Source organism: Geodermatophilus sp. SYSU D00815, assembly GCF_054050035.1.
Window position 1 is genome coordinate 177,226 of the sequence record NZ_JBJGYO010000005.1, and the last position, 23,930, is coordinate 201,155.

Sequence of the window (23,930 nt, forward strand, 5' to 3'; positions counted from 1 at the left end):
GCGTGACTGCGGACACATACTTCTGCCGACGGTCGGAGAAAGTCAACCGACAGCGGGAACAAGGCTCGTGATGGGCGGCATCGACGGGCGTGATACGGCCGTGAGCGGGCAGCCCTCAGCAACCGAAGTGGCCATTTCGGTTGCTTGGGTAGCGGGTGCTACTTGATGCCGCCGGCGAAGCCCTGGATGAACCGCTTCTGGGCGAAGAGGTAGAAGGCGAGGATCGGGACCATCGAGATGATCACGATGGCGAAGATCTTGTTCCACGCCGAGACCAGCGAGCCGACGTAGTAGTACATCGACACCGGCAGCGTCTGGTTGTCCGAGCCGCCCAGGAAGATGAGCGACGAGAAGAAGTCGTTCCAGACGATGAGGCCGGTCAGGATGGCCACGGTCCCCGTCGCCGGCGCCATCAGCGGCAGCACCACCCGGAAGAACACGCGCCCGGGTCCGGCCCCGTCCAGCGCCGCGGCCTCCTCGTAGTCGCGCGGGAGGTTGCGGAAGAACCCGGCGTAGAGGAAGACGGCCAGCGGCATCAGGGTGCCGACGTAGAGGATGATCATCCCCCACATCGAGCCGACCAGCCCGAGCTGCCGGGCGCCGATGTAGAGCGGGATCAGGCCGAGCTGGGTGGGCAGGATGATCGCCACGAGGAAGAGGTAGAAGGCCACCGTGCCCCAGCGGCGGGTGGTCCGGGCGAGCACGTACGCGGCGAGCGAGCCGAACGCGACCAGGCCGATGATGCTGCCGACGGTGATCACGACGCTGTGCATCAGCGCGAGCAGGATGTTGTTGTCCCCGCCCTCGGTGAGCACCTCCACGAAGTTCTCGACGGTCGGGCGGCTCGGGGGTGCGGAGGTGCTCGTCGAGAGGAGTTCCTCGCTCGGCTTGAGCGCGGTGGCGACCAGGAAGTAGAACGGCAGCAGGGTCAGCAGGGCGACGACCCAGACGATCCCCTCGCGCAGGGCGGTGACCTTGGTGTAGCGGAACATCGGGCTGTTCTCCTTGGGGTCGGCGCCCGTTACGAACGGTCCTTGGTGGCCACCTGCTGCAGCACCGAGAAGACGAGCATGATCAGGGTCAGGAGGAGCGCGAGGGCGGCGCCGAAACCGAAGTTGCTCAGCGCGAACGTCTCCTTGTAGACCTGCGTCGCCAGGGTCTCCGTGGCGCCGGCGGGACCGCCGCCGGTCAGGGCGAGCACCTGGTCGAAGACCCGCAGGCCCTGGATGAGCATCAGGGTCGAGGCGATGGCGATCGACGGGCGGATCGACGGCACGGTGATGTGCCGGAAGCGTCGCCAGCTGCCGGCCCCGTCCAGGGCGGCCGCCTCCTCGATCTCCGGCGGGACCGTGGCCAGACCGGCGAGGTAGATGACCATGACCATGCCGGTGGTCTGCCAGGCCATGACCACCAGCACGCACCACAGCGCCAGCGTCGGATCGGCCAGCCACGTCTTCGGCTCCATGCCGAACCAGCCGAGGACGCCGTTGAGCGGGCCCTTGAAGTCGAAGATGAACTTCCAGACGTAGGACACCGCGAGCGGGCTGAGCACGACCGGCAGGAAGAACAGCGCCCGCAGGAGGTAGCGGGTCTTGAGGGTGCGGTTCAGCGCCAGCGCCAGCAGCAGGCCCACCACGTTGGTGATGATCAGGAAGCCGAACGCCAGGAAGAGGGTGTTCTCGAGCGACCCGATCAGCGCCGGGTCGTCGAAGATCCGCTGGAAGTTGTCCAGCCCGACGAAGTCGAACTCGCCGATCCCGGTCCAGTCGGTGAACGCGTAGAAGGCGCCGCCGGCGGTGGCGATGTAGTGGATCAGCAGCACCATGGCGATGGCGGGCAGCGCCCACCACCACCGGCCGTAGGAGATGAGCGGCCGGCCGCGCCGGGGGCGGGAGGAGGTCCCGCCCCCGGCGGCCGTGGTGCCCTCTCGGACGACGGGGCCGGTCGGAATCGTGGCAGTCATCGTTCGTCCCTTGGATCGGTCCGAGAGCTTCGCGGCTCCGGTCTTACTGGTCCCAGGCCTGGTCGACCGACTCGAGCACGGACTGGACGTCACCCTGCCCGGCGATCAGGCCCTGGACGCCCGTGGCCAGCGCGTCGTACACGGCGGGGTTGGGCCAGGCCAGGTTGGGCAGCGGCGCGTAGTCACCGGCCTCCAGCAGCTCCCGCACCGGCTCGTACACCGGGTTGAGGTTCTCGTCCACGCCGGTGATCGAGACACCGCCCTGGATCTCGGTGAAGGTCGCGGCGTTCTCCGGCTCGGCCACCCAGGCCAGGAACTCCCGGGCCGCCTCCTTCTGGGCGTCCTCGGCGTCGGCGTTGATGCTCAGCGCGTAGTTGGAGCTGGCGAGCAGGTACGGGTCGCCGCCGTCGGCCGGCGGGAACGCCTGGATGTTGAGCTCCAGGCCCGGCGTCGCGTTCATCAGCTCGTTGGCCGAGGACCCGGGCAGGAACCCGCCGAGCGCGGTGCCCTGGGTGATGCCCTGCGTGATGGTGTCGAAGCCACCACCGGCAGCGCCCTCCTGGAAGCAGCCGCCGTCGTTCATGTCGACGATCGCCTGCAGCGTCTCCTGCCAGCCCTCGGTGTCGGCGAAGCTGACGTCGCCGGCCGCCCGCTGGTCGTTCCAGTCCGGCGTCTCGGCGTACACCCGCGTCGCGGAGATGGCCATCGCCATCAGCCCCGGGTTGGGCGGCACGGAGCCGGCGATGACGAACATGCTCTTGCCCTCGTCGGCGAGCGGCCCGCAGGCGTCGAGCAGGGCGTCGAAGTCGGCCGGGACGTCGACCCCGGCGTCCGAGGCGGCGCCCGCGTTCCAGGTCATGCCGACCGGGATCAGGTTGGTGGGCTGGGCGTACACCTCCCCGTCGATGCCGTAGAGGGACTCGCTGCCCTCCGGCACGAGGGCGGCCGACTCCTCCCCGAGCGGCTCGATGTACCCGGCCTCGGCCAGCGGGAGCACCGCGTTCGCGTTGCCGGAGCCGGGCGAGAACATCATCACGTCCGGCGCGTTGCCGCCCTGCAGCTGGGTCCGGATCGTCAGCCCGTAGCTGTCCGGGGGCAGGCCCTGCGTCTCGATCTGGACGCCGGTCTCCTCGGAGTACTGCTCGGCGAGGACCACCCACGGGTTCTCGGCGCCACCGCTCGCGTTCTCGAACGCGAAGGTGAAGCTGTCGGCCGCGCCGCCGGCGTCGCCGCCGGAACCGCCGTCGTCGTCACCGCCGCCGCACGCCGCGAGCGTCAGAGCGCTGATCGTGGGCACGGCGACGAGGACGCCGAAGCGGCGGAGCCTCCCGTGACCTTGCTGGGTCATGTGGATCCCTTTCGAACGGACCGGCGACCGTGCCGGTTCGAGGGTGGTGGGGCCTCGGACGCCGCCCCCGGGAGGGTGGCGGCGATCACCGTGATGGCAACCACATACTTCTGCCTGTAAACGGAGGAAGTCAACGGCTCGGGAACCTAACAGTGCTGATGCCCGGCATCAGCCGTGGTGATGGGTTCGACGGCGGTTCCCCCGCCGCCGACGCCCCGTCAGGCCGCGGCACCGCGGGCGGACAGCGCCACCTCGGGGTGGCCGGCCGGGGTGGCGTGCGGCAGCCACAGCGGGAGCCGCTCCGGGGAGAAGACGGCGTCCAGGACGAGGTGGACGGCGCCGGCGAGCCCGGCGGCCTCCCCCAGCAGCGAGGGCTCGATGCGCAGGGTCCGCGTGGCCAGCGGCAGCGACCGCCGGTAGACCGACTCCCGGATCGCGGCGAGGACGTGGTCCCCGGCGTGCGCGACCCCGCCGCCGAGCACGACCAGGCCGGGGTTGTAGAAGCTGACCAGGGTCGCCAGGGTGGCGCCGACGAGCCGCCCGGCCCGGGCCAGCATCGTGCGGGCCGCGGGGTCGCCGCGGTCGGCGGCGCGCGTCACGTCGGCGGCGGTGAGCGATCCGGTCGACGCGAGCACCTCCGCCATCACCGGGCTGCCGCCGGACTCGGCCAGCCGCCGCCCGTCCCGGGCCAGGGCCGCGCCCCCGGCGACCGCCTCCAGGCAGCCGACGTTGCCGCAGCGGCAGATGACGTTGTCGGCCTCGGCGACGGCGACGTGCCCGATGTCCCCGGCGCAGCCGTTGACGCCGCGGTGCAGCCGCCCGCCGGAGACCAGGCCGGCGCCGATGCCGGTGCCGATCTTGACGTACAGGACGTCGCCGCTCTCCGCGGCCGCCGGGTTGGTCCGCAGCTCGCCGAGGGCGAGCAGGTTCACGTCGTTGTCCACCCACACCGGCGCCGCGAAGCGGCGGGACAGCCGAGCGCGGATCGGGTAGCCGTCCCAGCCGGGCATGATCGGTGGTGCCACCGGCAGCCCGGTGGCGAACTCGACCGGTCCGGGGACCCCGATGCCGACGCCCCACAGCGGCGGCCGGGCCGGCAGCCGCCCCAGCAGCTGCTCGACGAGCTCCTCGACGCGGCCGAGGACGACGTCGGGGCCGTCGGCGATGTCGATCGTCTCCGCGGTGCGCACCAGGACGGTGCCGGCGAGGTCGGCCAGGCCGACCACCATGCCGGTGGCGCCGATGTCGGCGCCGGCCACGACGCCGGCCTCGGTGCGCAACCGCAGCCGGCGCGGCGCGCGCCCACCGGTCGACGGGCCCAGGCCGTCCTGGACCACGAGCCCCGCGGCCTCCAGCTCGGCCACCCGCTGGGCGACGACGCTGCGCCCGAGGCCGACCTGCTGGACCAGCTGCGGCTGGGTGATCCCGTCGCGCGAGCGGACGGCATCGAGGACGGCGACCAGGCCGTCGAGGCGTTCAGCGGGCATCGCGGCGCTCCGGGACCGGGGGCGTGTGCGCGCTCACAGTTCCGAGACTAACGGCTTCCGCCGCTGTCCGACAGAAGTTGCCGCCAGTTGCGTCGGAAGTCAGGCCGAAAGGCCCGGCTCGGCATCCAGCAGCGTCGGCAGGTGGTCGCGCGAGAAGAGCTCGTCGAGCGCGAACTGCACCGCGCCCGTGACACCGGCGATGTCCTGGTCGACGGCCGACGGCTCGATCCGCAGGTCGCGGGTCGCCGCCGGCAGCGAGCGGCGGTAGATCTCCTCGCGGATCGCGGCGAGCACGTGGGCACGCGCCCGTGCGATGCCGCCGCCGACCACCACCAGGTCGGGGTTGAAGACGTTGACCAGCGTCGCGAGGCTGCCGCCGAGCACGACCGCCGAGCGGTTGAGCAGCGCGCGGGCCGCCGGCTCCCCCTTCGCCGCCGCCTGGGTCACGTCGAGCGGACGGACGGTCCCGGTCGAGCCGAGGACGGCGGCCAGGTGCGGGCTCTGCCCCGTCTGGGCGAGCAGCCGGCCGTCGCGGACCAGCGCCCCGCCGCCGGCGACCGCCTCCAGGCAGCCGACGTTGCCGCAGCGGCAGACGACGTCCCCCGCCTCGGGGACCGGGACGTGCCCGATCGCCCCGGCCAGGCCGTGCGAACCGCGGTAGATGCGGCCGTCGACCACCACCGCGGCGCCGATGGCGTGCCCGCCGCCGAGGTAGACCATGTGCCGCGAGGCCGCGGCGACCGGGTTGACCCGCCGCTCCCCCAGGGCGCTGAGGTTGACCCGGTTGTCCAGCCACACCGGCGCCGACCAGCGCGCGCTCAGGCGGTCGCGGGTCGGGAACCGGGTCCACTCCGGCATCGTCGGCAGGGTGGCCGGCTCGCCGCTGGAGTACGCGACGGGGCCCGGCATGCCCACGCCCACCGACCACAGGCTCCCCGCCGAGCCGGTCTCCTCGACGATCTCGTCGGCCAGGCGCTCGACGTGCGGGACGACGACCGCCGGGCCGTCGGCGACGTCGATCTCCTCCTGCCGGGTCGTCAGCAGGTTGCCCGCCAGGTCGGCCACGCCCACGACCAGCTCGTTGGTCGCGATGTCGACGCCCAGGACCCGCCCGGCCTCCTTGCGCAGCCGCAGCCGGCGCGGCGCGCGCCCACCGGTGGAGGGACCGAGCCCGTCGGAGGCGACCAGGCCGGCCGACTCCAGCTCGGCGACCCGCTGGGCCACCACGCTGCGCCCGAGGCCGACCCGCTCGACCAGCACGGGCTGGGTGATGCCCTCCTCGGCCCGGACGGCGTCCAGGACGGCGGCCAGCCCGGTGAACCGCTCACTCGGCATGGAGGGACCTCACAGGCCGATTCTCCCGCAGCGGCCGCCCCGGGCAAGGCCTGGTCACCCCGCGGAGCGGTGCACCCGGCGGTCGACGACGACGTCCACCACGGCCAGCCCCAGCGCGGCGACGACGAAGGCCGTCGCCACGACCATGCCGTGCGCGAAGGCGTCGGCGAAGTCGCCCCCGGTCGCGGCCACCCGGGCGAAGAACAGCGACCCGACCGCGGCGATGCCCACCGCCGCGCCGATCCGCTGCCCCACCTGGAGCAGCCCGCCCGCGGTGCCGGCGCGCTCGACCGGCACCTGCGACAGCGTGAGGGCCTGGTTGGGCGAGATGACCAGCCCGGCGCCGAGGCCGCCGAGCAGCAGCGGGACGAGGGTGGCCCAGCCGGTGCCGTCCTCCGGCACGAGGTGGACGGCGAGCAGCGCGCCGCCGAAGCCGACGGCGACGAGCAGGAGCCCGGCCGCGACGAGCACGCGCCCGAAGCGGTGCACCACCCGCCCGCCGAGCGCCGCGGTCGCCGCCGAGCCGACGGCGAACGGCGTGATCGCCAGCCCCGCCTCGAGCGCGCTGTAGCCGAGCCCGGTCTGCAGGTAGAGCGTGAAGACGAAGAACAGCGGGGTGAACCCGGCGAAGAACAGGGTGACCAGCGAGCTGCCGAACGAGAACGACCGCAACCGGAACAGCGCCAGGTCGACCAGGGGCTCCTTGCCGCGCCGCGTGTAGCGCACCTCCCACAGCACGAACGCCGCGAGCAGCGCGACCGCCGCCGGCACCAGCAGCCACTTCGCCGCGCCCTCCCACTGCCGCTCCTGCACCAGCGGCAGCAGCAGCGCGACGACGCCGGCGCCGAGCAGCACCACGCCGAGAGGGTCGTAGTCGTGCCGCTGCCGCTCCCCCCGGTCCGGCCCCGGCAGCAGCCGCCAGGCCAGCGGGATGGCGGCCAGGCCGATCGGGACGTTGATGAAGAAGACCCAGCGCCAGCCGTGGTCGGCGCCGAACGCGGCGATCAGCGCGCCGCCCAGCAGCGGCCCGACCGCGGTGGAGACGCCGACCACCGAGCCGAACAGGCCGAACGCCTTCCCGCGCTCCGGGCCGCGGAACAGCTGCTGGATCAGCGCGCTGATCTGCGGGGTGAGCAGCCCGCCGGCGAGGCCCTGCGCCAGCCGGGCGACCACCAGGGCCGGGCTGGTGGGCGCCAGGCCGCAGGCCAGCGAGGCGAGGCCGAACAGGGCCAGCGCCGCGACGAACATCGTCCGCCGGCCGCGGACGTCGCCGATCCGCCCGGCCGGCACCAGGAGCAGGCCGAAGGTGAGCGCGTAGCCGGAGACCACCCACTGCAGCTCGCTCTCCGACGCCCGCAGCCCCTCGCGGATCGACGGCAGCGCCACGTTCACGATCGAGACGTCGAGCAGCACCATGAAGCCGCCGACCAGGCAGACCGCCAGCGCCCTCCACCGCCGCGGGTCGGGTCGCTGCTCCGCCGTCCGCTCGACCGGCGGCTGCTGGGTCCGTGTCACCGTCGCGCCCTACCCGACGTTGCACAGCGCAACCGATCACCGATGCGTACGGTCGTTCCTATAATCGGTACGCTCGTCCGCATGGCCGCCCCGACCGATGCCGACGACACCCGCACGATGCGCGAGCGCATGCTCGCCGGCGACCCGTACATCGCCGACGACCCCGAGATCGCCGAGGCGAGCGCCCGGGCGCTGGACCTCGCCGCCGCCTACAACGGCACCTCGGTGCGCCAGCGCCCGCTGCGCCGGCGGCTGCTCGAGGAGCTGCTCGGCGCGATCGGCGAGGGCACCGAGATCCGGCCACCGCTCCAGGTCGACCTCGGCGGCAACATCCGCTTCGGCGCCCGCTGCTTCGCCAACTTCGGCCTGGTGGCCCTCGACGTCGCGCCGATCACGGTCGGCGACGACGTGCAGATCGGCCCGAACGTCCAGCTGCTCACCCCCACCCACCCGGTGGCGCCGGAGCCGCGGCGGGCCAAGTGGGAGGCGGCGGAGTCGATCACCATCGGCGACAACGTCTGGCTCGGCGGCGGCGTGATCGTGCTGCCCGGCGTGACGATCGGCGAGAACACCGTCGTGGGCGCGGGGTCGGTGGTGACCAGGGACCTGCCGGCGAACGTGGTCGCCGTCGGCAACCCGGCCCGCGTCGTCCGCACGATCGGGTGACCGAGGCCCGCCGGGCCCGCCGGTACGACCCGGGGCGGCGCGACCGGCTGGTCGACGTCGCCCTGGAGGTGATCGCCGAGCAGGGGGTCGCGGCCGCCTCGCACCGGGCGATCGCCCGCGCCGCCGACGTCCCGCTGGGGTCGCTGACCTACCACTTCGGGTCGCTGACCGAGCTGCTGGCGGCGGCGTTCACCCGGCACGTCGACGTCGTGGCGGCCCGCTTCGACGAGCGCATGCGCGCCGCGCCGGACCGGGACGCCGCGTTCGAGTCGCTGGTCGAGCACGTCGCCGGCGACCTGCTGGGCTCGCAGCGCGAGCTCGTGCTGGCCGTCGAGCTCTACGTCGCCGCGGCCCGCGACCCGGCGCTGCGCGCGGTCACCCAGGACTGGATGTCGCGCAGCCGCCGCAGCCTCGAGCGCCACCTCGACCCGGTGACCGCCCGGGAGGTCGACGCCCTGGTGGAGGGGCTGGTGCTGCACAGCGCCCTGTCCACCGACCCGATGACCCCCGACCAGATCCGCTCCGCCCTCTCGCGGCTCTACCGCTGAGCCCGACCGCTCCCCTGGACCCGCCATGACTGCCGCTCCCCCGACGGTCGACGCGCGCCTGCGCCGCGCCCGCGCCGCCGTCGCCGGCTGCTTCTTCCTCAACGCCGTCTTCTACGCCGGCCTCGTCCCCAGGCTGCCGGAGGTCAAGGACCAGCTGGGGCTCAGCGCCACCGCCCTCGGCACCGCGCTGGCCGCCCTGCCGCTGGGCGCGCTGCTCGCCGGGCTGTCCTCGGCGGCGCTCATCCGCCGGTTCGGCTCCGGCCGGGTCGCCTCCGGCGGCCTCGTGCTCCTCGGCGCAGCCGTGTGGACGACGGCGGTGGCCCCCGGCTGGTTCGGCCTGGCCGCCGCGCTGCTCGTCGTCGGCGCCCTGGACGCGGTCGTCGACGTGGCGCAGAACGCGCACGGGCTGCGGGTGCAGCGGCTCTACGGCCGGTCGATCCTCAACGCGTTCCACGGCATCTGGAGCATCGGGGCGGTGGCCGGCGGCCTGCTCGGCGCGGCCGCGGCAGGGCTGGGGGTGCCGCTGACCGCCCACCTCGGCGGGGCCGCCGTCGTCTTCGGCGCGCTCGCCGTCGCCGCCTCCCGCGCGGTGCTGCCCGGCGGCGACGAGCCCGAGGTGGCCGCCGGGGAGCGGCCGCGGGAGCGCCCGCGCCGGCGGGCCGCCGTCCCGGCGCTGGCCGTGCTCGGCGTGCTCGCCGCCTGCGGCGCGTTCGTCGAGGACGCCGGCGCCTCGTGGAGCGCGCTGTACCTGCGCACCGACCTGGCCGCCGGCGCGGCAACCGCGGGCCTGGGCTTCGTGGCGCTGTCGGTGGCGATGACCGTCGGGCGGCTGGCCGGCGACCGCGTCGTCGACCGGTTCGGCCAGCGCCGGGTGGCGCGGGCCGGCGGCGCCGTCACTGCGGTCGGCATGGGGCTGGCCCTGGCGCTGCCCTCGGTGCCCACCGCGCTGGGCGGGTTCGCGCTGGCCGGCCTCGGCGTCGCCACGCTCGTCCCGGCCGTCTACCAGGCCGCCGACGAGCTGCCCGGCCTGCCGCACGGCGTGGGCCTGACGGTGATCAACTGGCTGCTGCGGATCGGCTTCCTCGTCTCCCCGCCGCTGATCGGCGCCGTCGCCGACGCCACCGGCCTGCGGGTCGCCCTCCTCGCGGTCGTGCTCGCCGGGCTCGGCGCGCTCCTCCTCGGCCGGGCGCTGCCGCGCCGGGCCGCGCGCGGGGGCTGACGCCGGAAGGCACTCCGTGCACGGCCGCGCGGCGTGCCGCCGCGTGCCCCGTGCACGGAGTGCCTCCTCGACGGGCGGCGGTGGCCGTCAGCGGCGGTCCGCCGGCTCCGGCGTCGTCGCGTCGAGGGCAGGGGCGCCGTCGACCGCGTCGGCCGCGACCGCGGCCGCGCGCGCGGGATCGGGCAGGTCGAGGCTGGTGCGCAGCCGGACCGGCCGGAGCAGGACGGCGGCGACGATGCCGAGCACCGCGATCGCGGCCGAGATCCAGAAGATGTGGCCGGTGGCGTCGCCGTAGGCCGCCCGCACGACGTCCTGCACGACCGGCGGCAGCGAGGCCAGGTCGAGGCTGGCGCCGCCGGAGTCGCCCGAGGCCGGGATGCCCGCCGCGGCCAGGTCGGTCGTGATCTGCTCGGACACCCGCCGGGCGAGGACGGCGCCGAGCACCGAGACGCCGATCGTGCCGCCGAGCGAGCGGAAGAACGCCACCGACGAGCTGGCCGCGCCGATGTCCTTGAGCGCGACGGTGTTCTGCACCGCGAGCACCAGGTTCTGCATCACCATGCCGACGCCCACGCCGACCAGGAACATCGCGACGCCGACGAGGACCAGCGACGTCTCGTGGTCGATGACGCCCAGCAGCGCGAAGCCGGCGACCAGCACGACCGAGCCGATCACGATGTAGGGCTTGATCTTCCCGGTCCGGGTGATCAGCCGGCCGACGACGATCGAGGACAGCAGGACGCCGGCCATCATCGGGATGGTGAGCAGGCCGGCCTCGGTGGGGCTGTAGCCGCGGCCGATCTGGAAGTACTGGCCGAGGAAGACCGCGCCGCCGAACATCGCCATGCCCACGGCGAGGCTGCCGAGGATGGCCAGCGCCGTCGTCCGCTCCCGGACGATGTCCAGCGGCACGATCGGCTCGTCCGCGCGCTTCTCCACCCAGACGGCCGCGGCGAGCGTCAGCAGCGAGGCCCCGACCAGGACGAACGTCTGCCACGAGAGCCAGGCGAAGGAGTCGTCGACGAAGGAGATCCAGACGAGCAGCACGCTGACGCCGGCGGCGATGAGGGTTGCGCCGAGGTAGTCGATCGTCACGTTCTCGCGCTTGAACACCGGCAGCTCGAGGGTCAGCTGCAGCAGCACCAGGGCCAGGACGGCGAACGGGACGCCGACGTAGAAGCACCAGCGCCAGCCCAGCCACGAGGTGTCGACGATGACGCCGCCGAGCAGCGGGCCGCCGACGGTGGCCAGCGCCATGACGCCGCCGAGGTAGCCGTTGTACCGGCCCCGCTCGCGCGGCGGGATCATCGCCGCGATCGCCACCTGCACCAGCGCCTGCAGGCCGCCGACGCCGAGGCCCTGCACCGCGCGGGCGGCGATGAGCTGGCCGGCGCTCTGGCTCAGCCCGGCCGCCGCGGAGGCCAGCACGAAGACGACGATGGCCACCTGGATCAGCAGCTTCTTGCTGAACAGGTCGGCGAGCTTGCCCCAGATCGGCGTGCTGGCCGTGGCGGTGAGCAGGGTGGCCGTGACCACCCAGGTGTACTGGGTCTGCGACCCGTCCAGCGCCCCGATGATCTGCGGGAGGGCGATGGAGACGACCGTGCTGGAGAGCAGCGCGACGAAGAGCACCAGCAGCAGGCCGCTGAGCGCCTCGAGCGTCTGCCGGTGCGTCATCGGCGTCGCCTCGGTCGTGGGGGTGGGTGCGCTCATCGCGCGGCCTCCAGGGTGGTGTCGTGGGCGGTGAGGGAGCGGTCGACGTCACGGGTGAAGCGGTCGAGCGCGGCGACCAGCGCCCCGATCTCGGCCGGCGTCCAGCCGGCGAGCGCCCGGTCGAGCAGCTCGCCGTACCAGCGGTTGGCGTCGGCGAGGGCGCTGCGCCCGGCGTCGGTGAGCACGAGGACGCTGGCCCGGCCGTCGGACGGGTCGGCCCGCCGCTCGACCAGCCCGTTGCCCACGAGCTGGGCGACGGCGCGGCTGACCGTCGAGGGGTCGAGCGCGGTCCGGGCGGCGAGCTCGCGGGCGTGGCAGCCGTCGGCGAACTCGTCGACGTGGGTGAGGATCGGCAGCAGCCCGGCCGGCAGGACGCTGCCGGCGCCGGGGCGCCGCTGCTTCATCAGGCGGGTGACGCGCAGCAGGTCGCGCAACCCGAGCGCCAGGCCGCGCGTGTCCGCGTCCACGACCGTCCCCCTCCGCAGAATGGTTGCGTCATGCAATCTGTACCGTAAGTGCGCGTTGCGCAAGTTTTCCCATTGAGAAGTGAGTCACCGCGCCGTAGCGTCGGGCGGGTGGAGGACGTCACCACGGGGCTGCGGGAGCGCAAGAAGGCGGCGACCCGCCAGGCGCTGCACGAGGCGGCGCTGCGGCTGACCGCCGAGCACGGGCCGGAGGCGGTGACCGTGGAGGCCATCGCCGACGCCGCCGGCGTCTCCCGGCGGACGTTCTCGAACTACTTCTCCGGCAAGGAGGAGGCGCTCTTCCACGGCGACGCCGAGCGGCTGCGCCGGCTGCTGGAGCTCGTGCGCGCGCAGCCCGCCGACGAGCTGCCGTGGACGGCGCTCACCCGCGCCGCGGTGCGGCTGACCGCCGAGGCCGACCCCGACCCGGCCTGGCTGGCGCTGCGCCGGCGGGTGCGCCGCTCCCCCGGCCTCGTGCCGCACCAGGTGGCCGCGTACACCGCCATCGAGGACGAGCTGGCCGCCGAGGTCTCCGGGCGCCTGACCGGCCCCGACGCCGCGCTGCGGGGCCGCGTGCTGGCGGCCACCTTCCTGACCACGGTGCGCGTCGCGACCGCGCACTGGCTCGACGCGCCGGACGGTCCGCTGCCCGACGCGGTGCGCGCGGTGCTCGCGCTGGCGACGCCGGCCGACCAGCAGGTGCCGACCCCGAGCGCCTGAGCCGGCCGGGTCCGCGGCCCGCCGGCGTCGGAGCGCACGGTGCGGTCCCGAGAAATTTTCTCGGCGCCCGCGTGTCCCCGGCCCTGCGGCCTTGACCAGTACGGGGACCGGATCCCCGGCGGGCGGCACCGGACGGATCCGCCCGGATCGCGTCCCCCTCCGATTGTCGCTCACCGGGGACGGTCCTACGGTCGGTGCGTCCGGCCGGTCGTCTCGTCCCCGCCGGGGAGCCCGACCGGATGCCGCCGAATCGTGCCCGCCGCGGTGGGCCCGAACCGGGGACCCGTGTCCTCAGTGGGGTGAGTCCCGCCGGCCGAGCCTGGCTCGGACCGGCGGGTAGGGCGCCTCCCCGCCCGAACCCGTCAGCTAACCCGGTAGGCGACCACGGGAGAACGGAGAACCCACCGCACGGTGCGCCCACGGGCCCTTCCCGCGCCCGCGAGCAACCGCCGCCGGCAGTGCCGCGGCGTCTCGCTGCGCACCTGAGCCGGCACAGCGACCGCACCGCACCCGTGGCTGGGACCCACCCAGCGTCGTACCGGACCGCGCGCCGCCCGTGGGGGCGGTGGGCGCGCCGGTGGGTGTCGTGCGCCCGGGAGCTGGACCGGCCGTCACCAGCCTTCGCGCGAAGGCGCACACCCGCACGCGTCGCCCCGAGGTCCGCGCCGACGGGCGACCGGCGACCCTCACCAGGAGCACACCTCCATGGACATCAGGACCGATCACCTCAGCCCCCGATCCCGCCGCGAGACCGGGAGGCTCCCCGCCGTCCGGCGCCGGGCGCTGCGGAGCCTCCTCGCCTGCACCCTGGCCCTCGCCTTCACCATGGCAGGGCAGTCGGTCGCCCAGGCCGACCGTCACCGGGGCGACCGGGGAGGCGACGGCCAGTGGGGCGGCCGGTCGGGAGGCTGGTCGCAGGAGGCCACCCCTGCTCCGGCCCCGGCCCCGGCGCCGCCGCCCGCGGCCGCGCCGGCTGCGGTCGCTGCAACCGGCCTCTCCGGCGCGCCGACCGCCAGCTCCACCGCCTACAGCGCCTGGGCTCCCCACGTCCGGCCGGTGGTCGCCGAGGTCGCCCAGCAGCACGGGGTGACGACCGTGCTCACCCGCCCCGGCCACTCCCCCACCCAGCAGCTCGCGGCCGACTTCATGGTCTACGGCGACCGGGCCAAGGGTGACGCGGTGGCCGCCTACGTGATCGCCAACGCGGCCCGGATGAAGGTCGAGTACGTGATCTGGCAGCAGCGGATCCACGTCGTCGGTGGCTCCGGGTGGCGGGCCATGGCAGACCGAGGCTCCCCCACCGCCAACCACATGGACCACGTGCACGTGGCCTTCCGGCGCTGATCTGCCCGGAGGCCGGCATCCCCGAGAGGGAGGAGGACCACACGGCCCCGGCGCGGGGACTTCACGACCACGCCGGGGCCGGTTCGCGCACCCCTGTGCCCCGGACGGGAGGGGCCGAAACCCGCGCGCCCGACGTCTGGCGGGCGGGGCGCACCCGAGAGCACGCCCCGGGGCCCCGCCCGCCGACAGCATGCGGCGTGCGGAACGGTTCCGCAACAGATGTCTAGGACGTCTGCCGCGCCGCCGTGAGCTCCCGGACCTCGGCGTACCGCTCGCGCACGAACGGCACCGGATCGGACTCGTGCACCTCGGTGCCCGGCGCCGGCCACTGCGGCGGGGTGCTCCCGCCGGCCAGCACCCAGGCCGCCTGCCGCGCCGCGCCGTCGGCGACGTACTCCGACGCCGGGGGCACGAGCACCGGCACGCCCAGGACGGCGGGGGCGATCCGGCGCACCGCCTCCGACTGCGCGCCACCGCCGATGAGGAACACCCGGCGCACCGGCGTGCCGCCGGCGGCGACGGCGTCCAGCCCGTCGGCGAGCCCGCAGAGCAACCCCTCGACCGCGGCCCGCGCCAGGTGCGCGCGGTCGGCGGTCGCCTGGGTCAGCCCGTGCAGCGCGCCGGTGGCGTCGGGCCGGTTCGGCGTCCGCTCCCCCTCCAGGTAGGGCACGAGCACGAGCCCGCCCGCGCCGGGCGGCGCCGACAGCGCCAGCCGGGACAGCTCGGCGTGGTCGACACCGAGCAGGCGGGCGGTGGCGTCGAGGACCTGGGCGGCGTTGAGCGTGGCGATCAGCGGCAGGAAGTGGCCGGTGGCGTCGGCGAACCCGGCCACCGTGCCGCTGGGGTCGGCCACCGGCTCGGTCGTCACCATGTCGACGACGCCGGAGGTGCCGATCGAGCAGACGACGTCGCCCGGTTCGGCCGCGAGCCCCAGCGCCGCGGCGGCGTTGTCGCCGGAGCCCGGCCCCAGCACGGCGCCGCCGGTGGTCGTGCCGGCCCGCTCCGCCGGGCCGAGCACCCGTGGCACGCCCGCGCGCCGGCCCAGCCCCTGCTCGAGCAGGTCGAGCCGGTACTCGCCCGTCGCCGCCGACCAGTAGCCGGTGCCGCTGGCGTCGCCGCGGTCGGTGACCAGCGCGTCGAGCGACGGCGCGCCGGCCAGCCGCCAGGTGAGCCAGTCGTGCGGCAGGCAGACGGCGGCGGTGCGGGCGGCGTTCGCCGGCTCCTCGCTGGCCAGCCAGCGCAGCTTGGTCACGGTGAACGAGGCGACCGGGACCACCCCGACGGCGTCGGCCCACGCCTTGCGGCCGGCCGCGCCCCCGCCGAGCTCCTCGATCAGGTCGGCGGCGGCCCCGGCGGAGCGGGTGTCGTTCCACAGCAGCGCGGGGCGGACGACCTCGCCGTCCTCGTCGAGGCAGACCATGCCGTGCTGCTGGCCGCCGACGGCGACCGCCGCCACGTCGTCGAGCCCGCCGGCCTCGTCGAGCGCCGCGCGGAGCGCGCCCTCCCACGCCGCCGGGTGCACCTCGGTGCCCGGCGGGTGGGGGGCGCGCCCCTCGCGGACCAGCGCGCCGCTCGCCGCGTCGCGGACGACGACCTTGCACGCCTGGGTCGAGGAGTCGACCCCGGCGACGAGCGTGCGTGCCGCCATGGTCAGCGGGCGCCGGTCAGGTGCTCCACCGCCAGCTGCGAAAGGCGGACGGCGCCGGCGCCGCGGGCGGCCGCCGCGTCGACGTCGAACTCCTCGAACGCCGAGCGGTCGGCGAGCAGGTCCTCGTAGGTCTCGCCCTCGGCCAGGGACGGCTGCGCCAGCTCCGGCACGCGCGCGGCGGCGAGCGCCTCCTGCACCTCGGGGTCGGCGCGGAAGGCGGCCGCCCGCTCCTTGAGGATCAGGTAGGTGCGCATGTTCGCCGCCGCCGAGCGCCACACGCCGTCGAGGTCCTCGGTGCGCAGCGGCTTGTAGTCGAAGTGCCGCGGGCCGTCGTAGCCGGCGGTCTCCAGCAGGTCGACGGTGGCGAACGCCGAGAGCAGGTCGCCGTGGCCGAACACGAGGTCCTGGTCGTACTTGATCCCGTGCTGGCCGTTGAGGTCGATGTGGAAGAGCTTGCCCTGCCACAGCGCCTGGGCGATGCCGTGCGTGTAGTTCAGCCCGGCCATCTGCTCGTGGCCGACCTCGGGGTTGAGGCCGACGAGGTCGGCGTGCTGGAGCGTGGAGATGAAGCCCAGCGCGTGGCCGATGGTCGGCAGGAAGATGTCGCCGCGGGGCTCGTTGGGCTTGGGCTCCAGGGCGAAGCGCAGGCCGTAGCCGCGGTCGATCGAGTACTGGGCGAGGGTGTCGATGCCCTCGCGGTAGCGGTCCAGCGCGGCTCGCAGGTCCTTGGCGCTGTCGACCTCGGCGCCCTCGCGGCCGCCCCAGAGGACGTAGACCTGCGCGCCCAGCTCGGCGGCGAGGTCCATGTTGCGCATGACCTTGCGCAGCGCGTACCGGCGGATGTCGCGGTCGTTGGCGGTGAGCGCGCCCTCCTTGAACACCGGGTGGGTGAACAGGTTCGTCGTCGCCATCGGCACGACGATCCCGGTCTCCTCCAGGGCGGCCCGGAACCGCTTGATGTGGTTCTCCCGGGCGGCGTCGTCGCTGCCGAACGGGATCAGGTCGTCGTCGTGGAAGGTGACGCCGTAGGCGCCGAGCTCGGCCAGCTTGTGCACCGTCTCGACCGGGTCGATGGCCGGGCGGGTCGCGTCGCCGAACGGGTCGCGGGCCTGCCAGCCGACGGTCCACAGACCGAAGGAGAACTTGTCGTCGCGGGTGGGGGTGGTCATGCGGGGCTCCTCCGGGCGGGCGAGGGGGTTTTGTTTCGCTCTGGAACATAATCCACGTCACACGTAGTCTCAAGTGCGTGACGGAGCAGTTGTCGCGCCGGTCGTCGCCGCGGGCGGCCAACCTGGGCGTCGTCCTGCGCACCGTCTGCGCCGCGGCCGGGCCGCTGTCGCGCGCCGACGTCGCCGCGGCCACCGGGACGACCCGCGCCACCGCCTCCCGGCTGGTCGACGAGCTGCTCGCCGCGGGCCTGCTCGACGAGGGCGAGCGCATCGCCCCGCTCCGGCGCGGCCGCCCGGCCACCCCCCTGCTCCCGGGCTCGTCGTTCGCCGCGCTCGGGCTGCAGGTGGACGCCGGGCTGCTGGCCGCGCGGGTGCTCGACCTGCGCGGCCGGGTGGTCGCCGAGCGGGTCGAGGACGGCGACTTCGTGGCCAGCGACCCGGTGCCGACCCTGGCGCGGCTGGGCGCGCTGGCGGGCGGGGTGCTGGCCGGGCTGCCGGCCGGCCTGCGGCTGGTGGGCGCCGGCCTCGCGCTGCCCGGCATCGTCGACGCCGACACCGGCGTGCTCCTGCGCGCGCCCAACCTCGGCTGGTCCGACTTGCGGCCGGCCGACCACCTCGCGCTGCCCGCCGGCCTCGCGCTGCCCGACGGCCTCGCCCCGCCGGACGGCCTCGCCCTGCCCGCCGGCCTCGTCCCGGTGCTCGGCAACGAGGCCGACCTCGCGGCCCGCACCGTCGCCGAGTCGGCGCCCGGCCGCGCCGGCGCGCACCGCGACTTCGTCTACCTCTCCGGGCAGATCGGCATCGGTGGCGCGACGGTGCTCGGCGGGCAGGTCATGGCCGGCACGTCCGGCTGGGCCGGGGAGATGGGGCACGTGTGCGTCGACCCCGACGGCCCCGCCTGCCGCTGCGGCTCCACCGGCTGCCTCGAGCAGTACGCGGGCCGGCGGGCGCTGCTCTCGGCCGCCGGGCTGCCCCGTGATGCCGAGCCGCACGACCTCGCCGAGCGGGCGGCCGAGGGCGACCCCGCGGCCGGCCGGGCGCTGGACGACGCGGCGCGGGCGCTCGGGATCGCCCTGGCCGGGGTGGTCAACGTCCTCGACATCCCGACCGTCGTCCTCGGCGGGCACCTCGGCGAGCTCGGCGAGCTGCTCGGCCCCCGGCTGGAGGAGCACCTCGCCCGGCGGGTGCTCTCCGCGCGCTGGCGCCGGCCGCGGGTCGACGCCGTGGTCGCCGCCCCCGCCGCCGGTGCCACGGGGGCCGCGCTGCGCGCGCTCGCCGGGGTGGTGGCCGATCCCGCCGCCTGGACCTGAACCCGGGTTGGCGCACCCCGCCGCTGGGCACCCGCCGACGGTGCTGTTCCTCTTCTCCAGCCGGCTGGGCTGTCTCGGCTCGCTCCTGGTCTCCGCCCTGCTGACCCTGGTGCTCCTGCTGGTCTTCGACGTCATCTGACCGGGCCGGCCCGTCGTGTCGACCGGGCGACCTGTCGCGGGAACGGACGTCAGCCCGGGCCTGTGGGATGGCGGAGGTCGTAGGCGTCGGAGAGCTTCTTGGGGACGACCATGCGCCATGCGTCGACGACGAGCTCGCGGGCTTCGGTCGGGTCCAGTGCGGCGAGCGAGGCATGCACCCAGTGGAAGCGCATGTCCGACGCCGCCGGCATCTGGAACTTCAGCGGATCGCTCAGGACCAGCGACTCGCGCTCCTCTTTGGGGAACGCGAAGCCCATCACGCGCTCGTCCAGGGAGAACGCCACGTAGACGATCTGCTCGACGCGGAACTTCAACCGGCCACGGACGTACACGGGGTACGAGCGCTCCAGTTCGGCGCCCAGGGACCGGACGTCCTCGATCACGGCCATGGCAGGCACTCCGCCGTCGCCGGCCGGCCACGTGTCCCGACGCCGTCCACGACCGACGACATGGTCTCCTCGGTGCTGCCCACCAGGTCCGCTCCTCCCGCGCCGCCCCCACACGGTCGACTGCTCCCGCGAGCCGGACGCATCGGTCGTCGCGTCCACCGGTGCGTCGGACTCGGCGCCGCATGACGCGGCCGGCCTCTTGGCCGGCCTGGCAGCGCACCTGCCCGCACCTACCCTGCAGGGCGTGCGCCGCCCGTCCCCCGGATCGATCTGGCGGGACGGCGACTTCCGCCTCTTCTGGACCGGGCACTCGGTCAGCCAGCTCGGCGCCGCGGTCACGCAGGTCGCGCTGCCGCTGGTGGCGCTGCTGACGCTGGAGGCCTCGGCGGCCGAGGTGGGGCTGCTCCGGGCCGCCGAGTTCCTGCCGTACCTGCTGCTCACCCTGCCGGCCGGCGCGCTGGTCGACCGCGTGCGCCGGCGTCCGCTGATGATCGGCTGCGACCTGTGGCGCGCGGCCTGGCTGCTGCTCGTGCCGCTCACCGCCTGGCTCGGCGGGCTCTCCCTCCCGCTGCTGCTGGCCGTCACCGCGGCCGCCGGTGCGGCCACGGTGCTCTTCGACGTCGCCTACCTGTCGGTGCTGCCGTCGCTGGTCCGGCGGGAGCAGGTGGTCGTGGCCAACGCGGCCCTCGAGACCGCGCGGTCGGCGGCCGGCGTCGCGGGCCCGAGCCTGGCGGGCGTCCTCGTCGGCGTGCTGCGACCGGCCGGGGTGCTGCTCGTCGACGCGGCCAGCTACGTCGTCTCCGCGGTCGCCCTGGCGCTCGTCCGCCGCCCGGAGCCGCGCCCCGAGCCGCGCGACCCGGGCGCCGCTCGGGGGTGGCGGGCGGCCGGGGTGGGCCTGCGGCAGCTGCGCGCCAGCCCGGTGCTGGGCCCGGTGACGGTCCACATGGCCGCGGCCAACCTCGCCGGCACCGCCTTCGAGACCGTGTTCCTCGTCTTCCTGGTCCGCGAGCTCGACCTGGGTGCCGCCGCCGTCGGCCTGGTGCTGGGCCTGGGCAACCTGGGACTGGTGCTGGGCGCGGCCACCAGCGCCCCGTCGGCCCGGCGGCTCGGGATCGGCCCGGTGCTGGTGCTCGGTGCATCCGGGGCGGTCGCCGGTCTGGCCGTCCTGGCGCTGACGCCCGCCGGGCCGGCCGCGGTGCCGCTGCTGGTCGCCGGCCAGGTGCTGTTCACCACGGCGATCCTGTGGTTCAACGTGCAGAGCGTCTCGCTGCGGCAGACCCTCACGCCGTCCGCCGTCCTCGGCCGGGTCAACGCCGCCGTGCGGCTGATCGGCTTCGGCACCATACCCCTGGGTGCCGCGGTGGGCGGGCTCGCCGGGGACCTGCTGGGCCTGCGGGAGACGCTGCTGGTCTGCCTCGTGCTGAGCGCGCTCGCCCTGACGCCGCTCCTCCGGCGGGGGGTGCTCCGGATCCGCACCACGCCGCAGGCGGAGCCGCTGGTCAGGGGCTAGGCCTCAGCCGTCGGCGGCGGCGACCCCGCTCAGCTCGCTGCGCATGTAGTCGGCGCTCACCGAGGCCGACGCCGTCCGCAGGTAGGGCAGGGCGGCGTCCATCCGCGGGCTGGTGAGCGGGGCCAGGACGCCGAGCGCCGCCACCACGCCCTCGTGCCCGTGCACCGGCACCGCCAGCGACGAGACGCCCAGCCGGTGCTCCTGGGCGCTGCGCGCCACCCCGCTGCGGCGGATCTCGTCGAGCTGGCGGGCCAGCACCCGCGGGTCGGCGACCGTGTAGGGCGTGTGCCGGTGCAGGTCGGCGGTCGCCGCGGCGACCAGCTCGTGCCCGGCGTAGGCCAGCAGCGCCTTGCCGACGGCGGTGCAGTGCAGGGGCAGGTGACCGCCCGGGCTGTGCCGGGTGGGGAGCGTGCGGGTGCCGGCGAGGCGCTCGATGACCAGCGCCGACGGCCCGTCGAGCACTGCCAGGTGCACGGTGTGGCCGGTCGCCGCCACCAGGTCCTGCAGGTGCGGCAGCGCCAGCTCGCGCAGCACCGTCGGTGGGGCGAGCAGGCCGAGGCGCCACATCCGCGCGCCGATCTCGTACCGGCCACCGGCGCGGCGCACCAGCAGGCCGCCGTCGACCAGGTCGGCCGCGAGCCGGGAGACCGTGGCCAGGGGCAGGTCGCTGCGCCGCGCCAGCTGCGAGAGGTTGAGCGAGCGGTGGTCGCCGTCGAAGGCGCCGAGCACCGCGGTGGCGCGCAGCGTCACCGACCGGCTGCGCCGCCCCGGCGCACCCCGGCCGCACTCGTCCACCGCACCCTCCCCTCGTCCGGGGCTTTCCGCTGAGCGGGCGGCCCGGGCCGATGCAAGCCTGGCCGACGGCGCCCGCCCAGGAAAGTTCTCACCCAGCGGAAAGGTCCGCTGGCCCTCGCCGTCGGCCGTCCAGCACTGTGCTCCGCGACACACCACCGACCCCCCGGGGAGCCTGCGTGAGCCCGTCCAGCCGCTACGACGCCGTGGTCCTCGGCGGCGGCCACCACTCGACGATCATCGCGTGCTACCTGGCGCGGGCCGGCCTGTCGGTCGGTGTCTTCGAGCGGTCCGGCCGGCTCGGCGGCGCGGCGATCAGCGGCCCGGGCCCGCTGCGCGGCTACACGATGAACCACTACTCGCACTGGACGCGCTTCTACTCCCACCCCGCCTACCGCGAGTTCGACCTGCACGCCGAGGGCCTGCGCTACGAGTTCCCCGAGGGGAACGAGGCGATGGTCTTCGACGACGGCACCGCCTTCGTCGGGTGGTCGGCGTACCGCGTCGTCGACGACCTCGGCACCCAGGTGCCCTGGCCGGAGGGCGTGGCCCGGACCGAGGCCGCGATCCGGGAGTTCTCCGCCGCCGACGCCGACACCTACCTGCGCGTCCACGAGGCGTACACGCAGCGCTGGAAGTCGGCCTTCGGCCGGCAGCGCTTCAGCCCGCCGACGCCCTGGGGCACCCCTGACGCGCTCGAGGAGCTGGTCGAGGACGGCGGGCTGATCGAGCCGGTCCACCTGTTCATGAGCGTGCGCCAGCTGGCCTACGACTTCTTCGAGTCCGACGAGCTGCGCACCTTGTTCATGCGCGCGGCGACGACGTCGACCGGCTGCTACCCCGACGACGTCCCCGGCCTGCAGGGCCTGGTGCACGTGCTGGCGCTGACGCTGTCGCTCGAGCCGGCGGCGATCGCCGTCGGCGGCACGGGCGCGATCACCGAGGCGCTGGTGCGGGCCGGCCGCCGCCGCGGCGTCGAGTACCACACGCACGCGCCGGTGGCGGAGATCCTCACCGACGGCACCCGGGCCACCGGCATCCGGCTGGAGTCCGGCGACACGGTGACGGCGGGCGTCGTGGTCAGCGGCCTCGGCCTGCCGCAGACAGTGCTGCGGCTCCTGCCGTCCGTGGCCCGGCCGCCGCGGGTCGACCACCGGCTGCGCAACGTGCACTTCGACCGCGGCCAGCTGCTGTGGGCCAACGTCGCGGTCCACGAGCTGCCGGACTACGCCCGGTACACCGGCAACCCCGCCGTCGGGCCGCAGCCGCGGCTGTACTGGGGGCCGAAGGACCCCGACTGGCTGGCCACCCGGTACCAGGCCGAGATCATGACGCGCGGCTATTCCAGCCGGGCGTACGCGTTGACCAGCGCCGACACGATCTGGGACCCGGGCCGGGCGCCGGAGGGCGAGCACCTCGTCGGCGTCGAGGAGTTCACCGCCCCGCTGCGGCTGTTCGGCAGCGACGACTGGAAGCGCATCGAGCGCGAGGTGGCCGACCTGCTGGTGGGCGAGTGGCGGCGGTACGCGCCGAACATGACGCCCGACAACATCGCCGGCGTCCGCCTCACCATGCCCCGCGACGTGCTGGCCACCCACCCCGACATGGGGGAGGGCGGCTACAGCCAGGGCAGCACGATCGCCAGCCAGATGGGGCGGTTCCGGCCGATCCCCGAGCTGTCGGGCTACCGCACGCTGCTGCCCAACCTCTACACCTGCTCGTCGTCCATGCACTCCGGCTCCGGGATCGGCCGGGGCAGCAGCCTCAACTGCTGGCGCCGGATCGCCGCCGACCTGGCCGTCGACCCCGACGCCGACCTCCGCCCGGTCGCGGCCGAGCTGGAGAGCGCGTGAGCACGACCGCGGGCCTGGAGGAGCGGCGCATCCTGGTCACCGGCGCCGCGCGCGGCCTCGGCCGCGCGATCACCGAGCACCTGGCCGCCTCCGGCGCGCGGGTGCTCGCCGTCGACGTCGACGCGGACGGGCTCGCCGCCCTCACCGGCGGGAAGGTGCACACCGCCCGCTGCGACGTGAGCGACGAGTCGTCGGTGGCCGCGGCGGTGCGCGAGGCCGAGGGCGTGCTCGGCGGGCTGGACGGCGTCGTGAACAACGCCGCCCTCGTGGCCGTGACCCGGGCGCCCGCCGAGGAGATCCCGGTGGCGGAGTTCGACCGGGTGTTCGCGGTGAACGTCCGCGGGCCGTGGCTGGTGCACCGCGCGTGCGGGCCGCTGCTGGCCGCGGCCGGCGGTGGCAGCGTGGTCAACCTGTCCAGCGAGACGGCGTTCAGCGGCTCCCGCCACCTGTCGCACTACGTGGCGAGCAAGGCCGCCGTCGTCGGGCTGACCCGGGCGCTGGCCCGCGAGGGCGGCCCGGCCGGCATCCGGGTCAACGCCGTCGCCCCCGGGTTCACCGACACCGAGGGCGCCCGCGGCATCGGCGACCCGGCCACCTACGACACCTCCGGGACCCCGCTCGGCCGGGTGGGGACGCCGACCGACGTGGTCGGCGCGGTCGGGTTCCTGCTGTCGGACGCGTCCGCCTTCGTCACCGGCCAGGTGCTGCTGGTCAACGGCGGACGGGTCGTCGCATGACGCACAGCCCCTGCTCCACCCCCTCAGAGCCCGAGGAGAGG

General features: G+C 75.1%; 21 protein-coding genes and 1 riboswitch. Of the genes, 9 read left to right on the plus strand and 12 right to left on the minus strand.

The window, feature by feature from the left end:
* Positions 1-158: 158 nt before the first annotated feature.
* From ACI78S_RS08250 to ACI78S_RS08275, 6 genes are all read right to left on the minus strand, one after another.
* The gene (locus tag ACI78S_RS08250) at positions 159-992 is read right to left on the minus strand and encodes a carbohydrate ABC transporter permease (RefSeq protein ID WP_456972053.1); all 834 of its coding nucleotides are present in this window, start codon (positions 990-992) and stop codon (positions 159-161) included.
* A gap of 29 nt (positions 993-1,021) precedes the next feature.
* Entirely contained in the window at positions 1,022-1,963 is a 942-nt protein-coding gene (locus ACI78S_RS08255) for a carbohydrate ABC transporter permease (RefSeq protein ID WP_456972055.1), read from the minus strand.
* Positions 1,964-2,006: 43 nt separating this feature from the next.
* Positions 2,007-3,311 (minus strand): ABC transporter substrate-binding protein, encoded by a 1,305-nt coding sequence (locus tag ACI78S_RS08260; RefSeq protein WP_456972057.1) that lies wholly within the window; start codon positions 3,309-3,311, stop codon positions 2,007-2,009.
* 218 nt (positions 3,312-3,529) lie between these two features.
* The gene (locus ACI78S_RS08265) at positions 3,530-4,798 is read right to left on the minus strand and encodes an ROK family transcriptional regulator (protein ID WP_456972059.1); all 1,269 of its coding nucleotides are present in this window, start codon (positions 4,796-4,798) and stop codon (positions 3,530-3,532) included.
* Positions 4,799-4,897: 99 nt separating this feature from the next.
* Entirely contained in the window at positions 4,898-6,133 is a 1,236-nt protein-coding gene (locus ACI78S_RS08270) for an ROK family transcriptional regulator (protein WP_456972061.1), read from the minus strand.
* Between the two features lie 54 nt (positions 6,134-6,187).
* Positions 6,188-7,648 carry an MFS transporter gene (locus ACI78S_RS08275; RefSeq protein WP_456972063.1) on the minus strand — a complete coding sequence of 487 codons (1,461 nt, stop codon included), beginning with the start codon at positions 7,646-7,648 and terminating at the stop codon, positions 6,188-6,190.
* A gap of 81 nt (positions 7,649-7,729) precedes the next feature.
* Here ACI78S_RS08275 and ACI78S_RS08280 point away from each other — a divergent pair, with 81 nt between their 5' ends.
* From ACI78S_RS08280 to ACI78S_RS08290, 3 genes are read left to right on the plus strand one after another with little or no spacing between them, the layout of a single operon-like run.
* Complete coding sequence (locus ACI78S_RS08280; protein ID WP_456972065.1) at positions 7,730-8,314, plus strand: sugar O-acetyltransferase; 585 nt, start codon at positions 7,730-7,732, stop codon at positions 8,312-8,314.
* On the plus strand, positions 8,311-8,862 hold the full coding sequence (locus tag ACI78S_RS08285) for a TetR/AcrR family transcriptional regulator (RefSeq protein WP_456972067.1): 552 nt from the start codon (positions 8,311-8,313) through the stop codon (positions 8,860-8,862). Before ACI78S_RS08280 ends, ACI78S_RS08285 begins: the two co-directional genes overlap by 4 nt.
* Before the next feature lie 25 nt (positions 8,863-8,887).
* Entirely contained in the window at positions 8,888-10,081 is a 1,194-nt protein-coding gene (locus ACI78S_RS08290) for an MFS transporter (protein WP_456972069.1), read from the plus strand.
* A gap of 87 nt (positions 10,082-10,168) precedes the next feature.
* On the opposite strand, the gene ACI78S_RS08295 is transcribed toward ACI78S_RS08290, so the two are convergent.
* Positions 10,169-11,794 (minus strand): MDR family MFS transporter, encoded by a 1,626-nt coding sequence (locus ACI78S_RS08295; RefSeq protein ID WP_456972071.1) that lies wholly within the window; start codon positions 11,792-11,794, stop codon positions 10,169-10,171.
* Positions 11,791-12,261, minus strand: coding sequence for a MarR family winged helix-turn-helix transcriptional regulator (locus ACI78S_RS08300; RefSeq protein WP_456972073.1), 471 nt, complete (start codon positions 12,259-12,261; stop codon positions 11,791-11,793). The genes ACI78S_RS08295 and ACI78S_RS08300 overlap by 4 nt, the downstream gene beginning before the upstream one ends.
* A gap of 108 nt (positions 12,262-12,369) precedes the next feature.
* On the opposite strand from ACI78S_RS08300, the gene ACI78S_RS08305 reads away from it, so the two are divergent.
* Both ACI78S_RS08305 and ACI78S_RS08310 read left to right on the plus strand, forming a co-directional pair.
* Positions 12,370-12,978 (plus strand): TetR/AcrR family transcriptional regulator, encoded by a 609-nt coding sequence (locus tag ACI78S_RS08305; protein ID WP_456972075.1) that lies wholly within the window; start codon positions 12,370-12,372, stop codon positions 12,976-12,978.
* A 233-nt stretch (positions 12,979-13,211) separates the two neighbouring features.
* Positions 13,212-13,374, plus strand: a riboswitch (cyclic di-AMP (ydaO/yuaA leader).
* Positions 13,375-13,683: 309 nt separating this feature from the next.
* Positions 13,684-14,322 (plus strand): hypothetical protein, encoded by a 639-nt coding sequence (locus tag ACI78S_RS08310; RefSeq protein WP_456972077.1) that lies wholly within the window; start codon positions 13,684-13,686, stop codon positions 14,320-14,322.
* 223 nt (positions 14,323-14,545) lie between these two features.
* Here ACI78S_RS08310 and xylB read toward each other — a convergent pair whose 3' ends face one another.
* Together xylB and xylA are read right to left on the minus strand one after the other, a co-directional pair.
* Positions 14,546-15,970, minus strand: coding sequence for a xylulokinase (gene xylB / locus ACI78S_RS08315; protein WP_456972079.1), 1,425 nt, complete (start codon positions 15,968-15,970; stop codon positions 14,546-14,548).
* Between the two features lie 2 nt (positions 15,971-15,972).
* Positions 15,973-17,139: a xylose isomerase gene (gene xylA / locus ACI78S_RS08320; RefSeq protein ID WP_456972081.1), complete on the minus strand. Its 1,167-nt coding sequence runs from the start codon at positions 17,137-17,139 to the stop codon at positions 15,973-15,975.
* 77 nt (positions 17,140-17,216) lie between these two features.
* Here xylA and ACI78S_RS08325 point away from each other — a divergent pair, with 77 nt between their 5' ends.
* On the plus strand, positions 17,217-18,449 hold the full coding sequence (locus ACI78S_RS08325) for an ROK family protein (protein ID WP_456972083.1): 1,233 nt from the start codon (positions 17,217-17,219) through the stop codon (positions 18,447-18,449).
* A gap of 188 nt (positions 18,450-18,637) precedes the next feature.
* Here the strand turns inward: ACI78S_RS08325 and ACI78S_RS08330 are convergent, their stop codons facing one another.
* A complete protein-coding gene (locus tag ACI78S_RS08330; RefSeq protein WP_456972085.1) occupies positions 18,638-18,997 on the minus strand; it encodes an MmcQ/YjbR family DNA-binding protein in 360 nt (119 codons plus the stop codon).
* Between the two features lie 244 nt (positions 18,998-19,241).
* Here ACI78S_RS08330 and ACI78S_RS08335 point away from each other — a divergent pair, with 244 nt between their 5' ends.
* Positions 19,242-20,507 (plus strand): MFS transporter, encoded by a 1,266-nt coding sequence (locus ACI78S_RS08335; protein WP_456972087.1) that lies wholly within the window; start codon positions 19,242-19,244, stop codon positions 20,505-20,507.
* 3 nt (positions 20,508-20,510) lie between these two features.
* On the opposite strand, the gene ACI78S_RS08340 is transcribed toward ACI78S_RS08335, so the two are convergent.
* Positions 20,511-21,302: an IclR family transcriptional regulator gene (locus tag ACI78S_RS08340; protein WP_456972089.1), complete on the minus strand. Its 792-nt coding sequence runs from the start codon at positions 21,300-21,302 to the stop codon at positions 20,511-20,513.
* Positions 21,303-21,478: 176 nt separating this feature from the next.
* Between ACI78S_RS08340 and ACI78S_RS08345 the strand changes: the two genes are divergently transcribed.
* Together ACI78S_RS08345 and ACI78S_RS08350 are read left to right on the plus strand one after the other, a co-directional pair.
* On the plus strand, positions 21,479-23,152 hold the full coding sequence (locus ACI78S_RS08345) for a phytoene desaturase family protein (RefSeq protein WP_456972091.1): 1,674 nt from the start codon (positions 21,479-21,481) through the stop codon (positions 23,150-23,152).
* Entirely contained in the window at positions 23,149-23,889 is a 741-nt protein-coding gene (locus ACI78S_RS08350; protein WP_456972093.1) for an SDR family NAD(P)-dependent oxidoreductase, read from the plus strand. The genes ACI78S_RS08345 and ACI78S_RS08350 overlap by 4 nt, the downstream gene beginning before the upstream one ends.
* Positions 23,890-23,930: the final 41 nt, after the last annotated feature.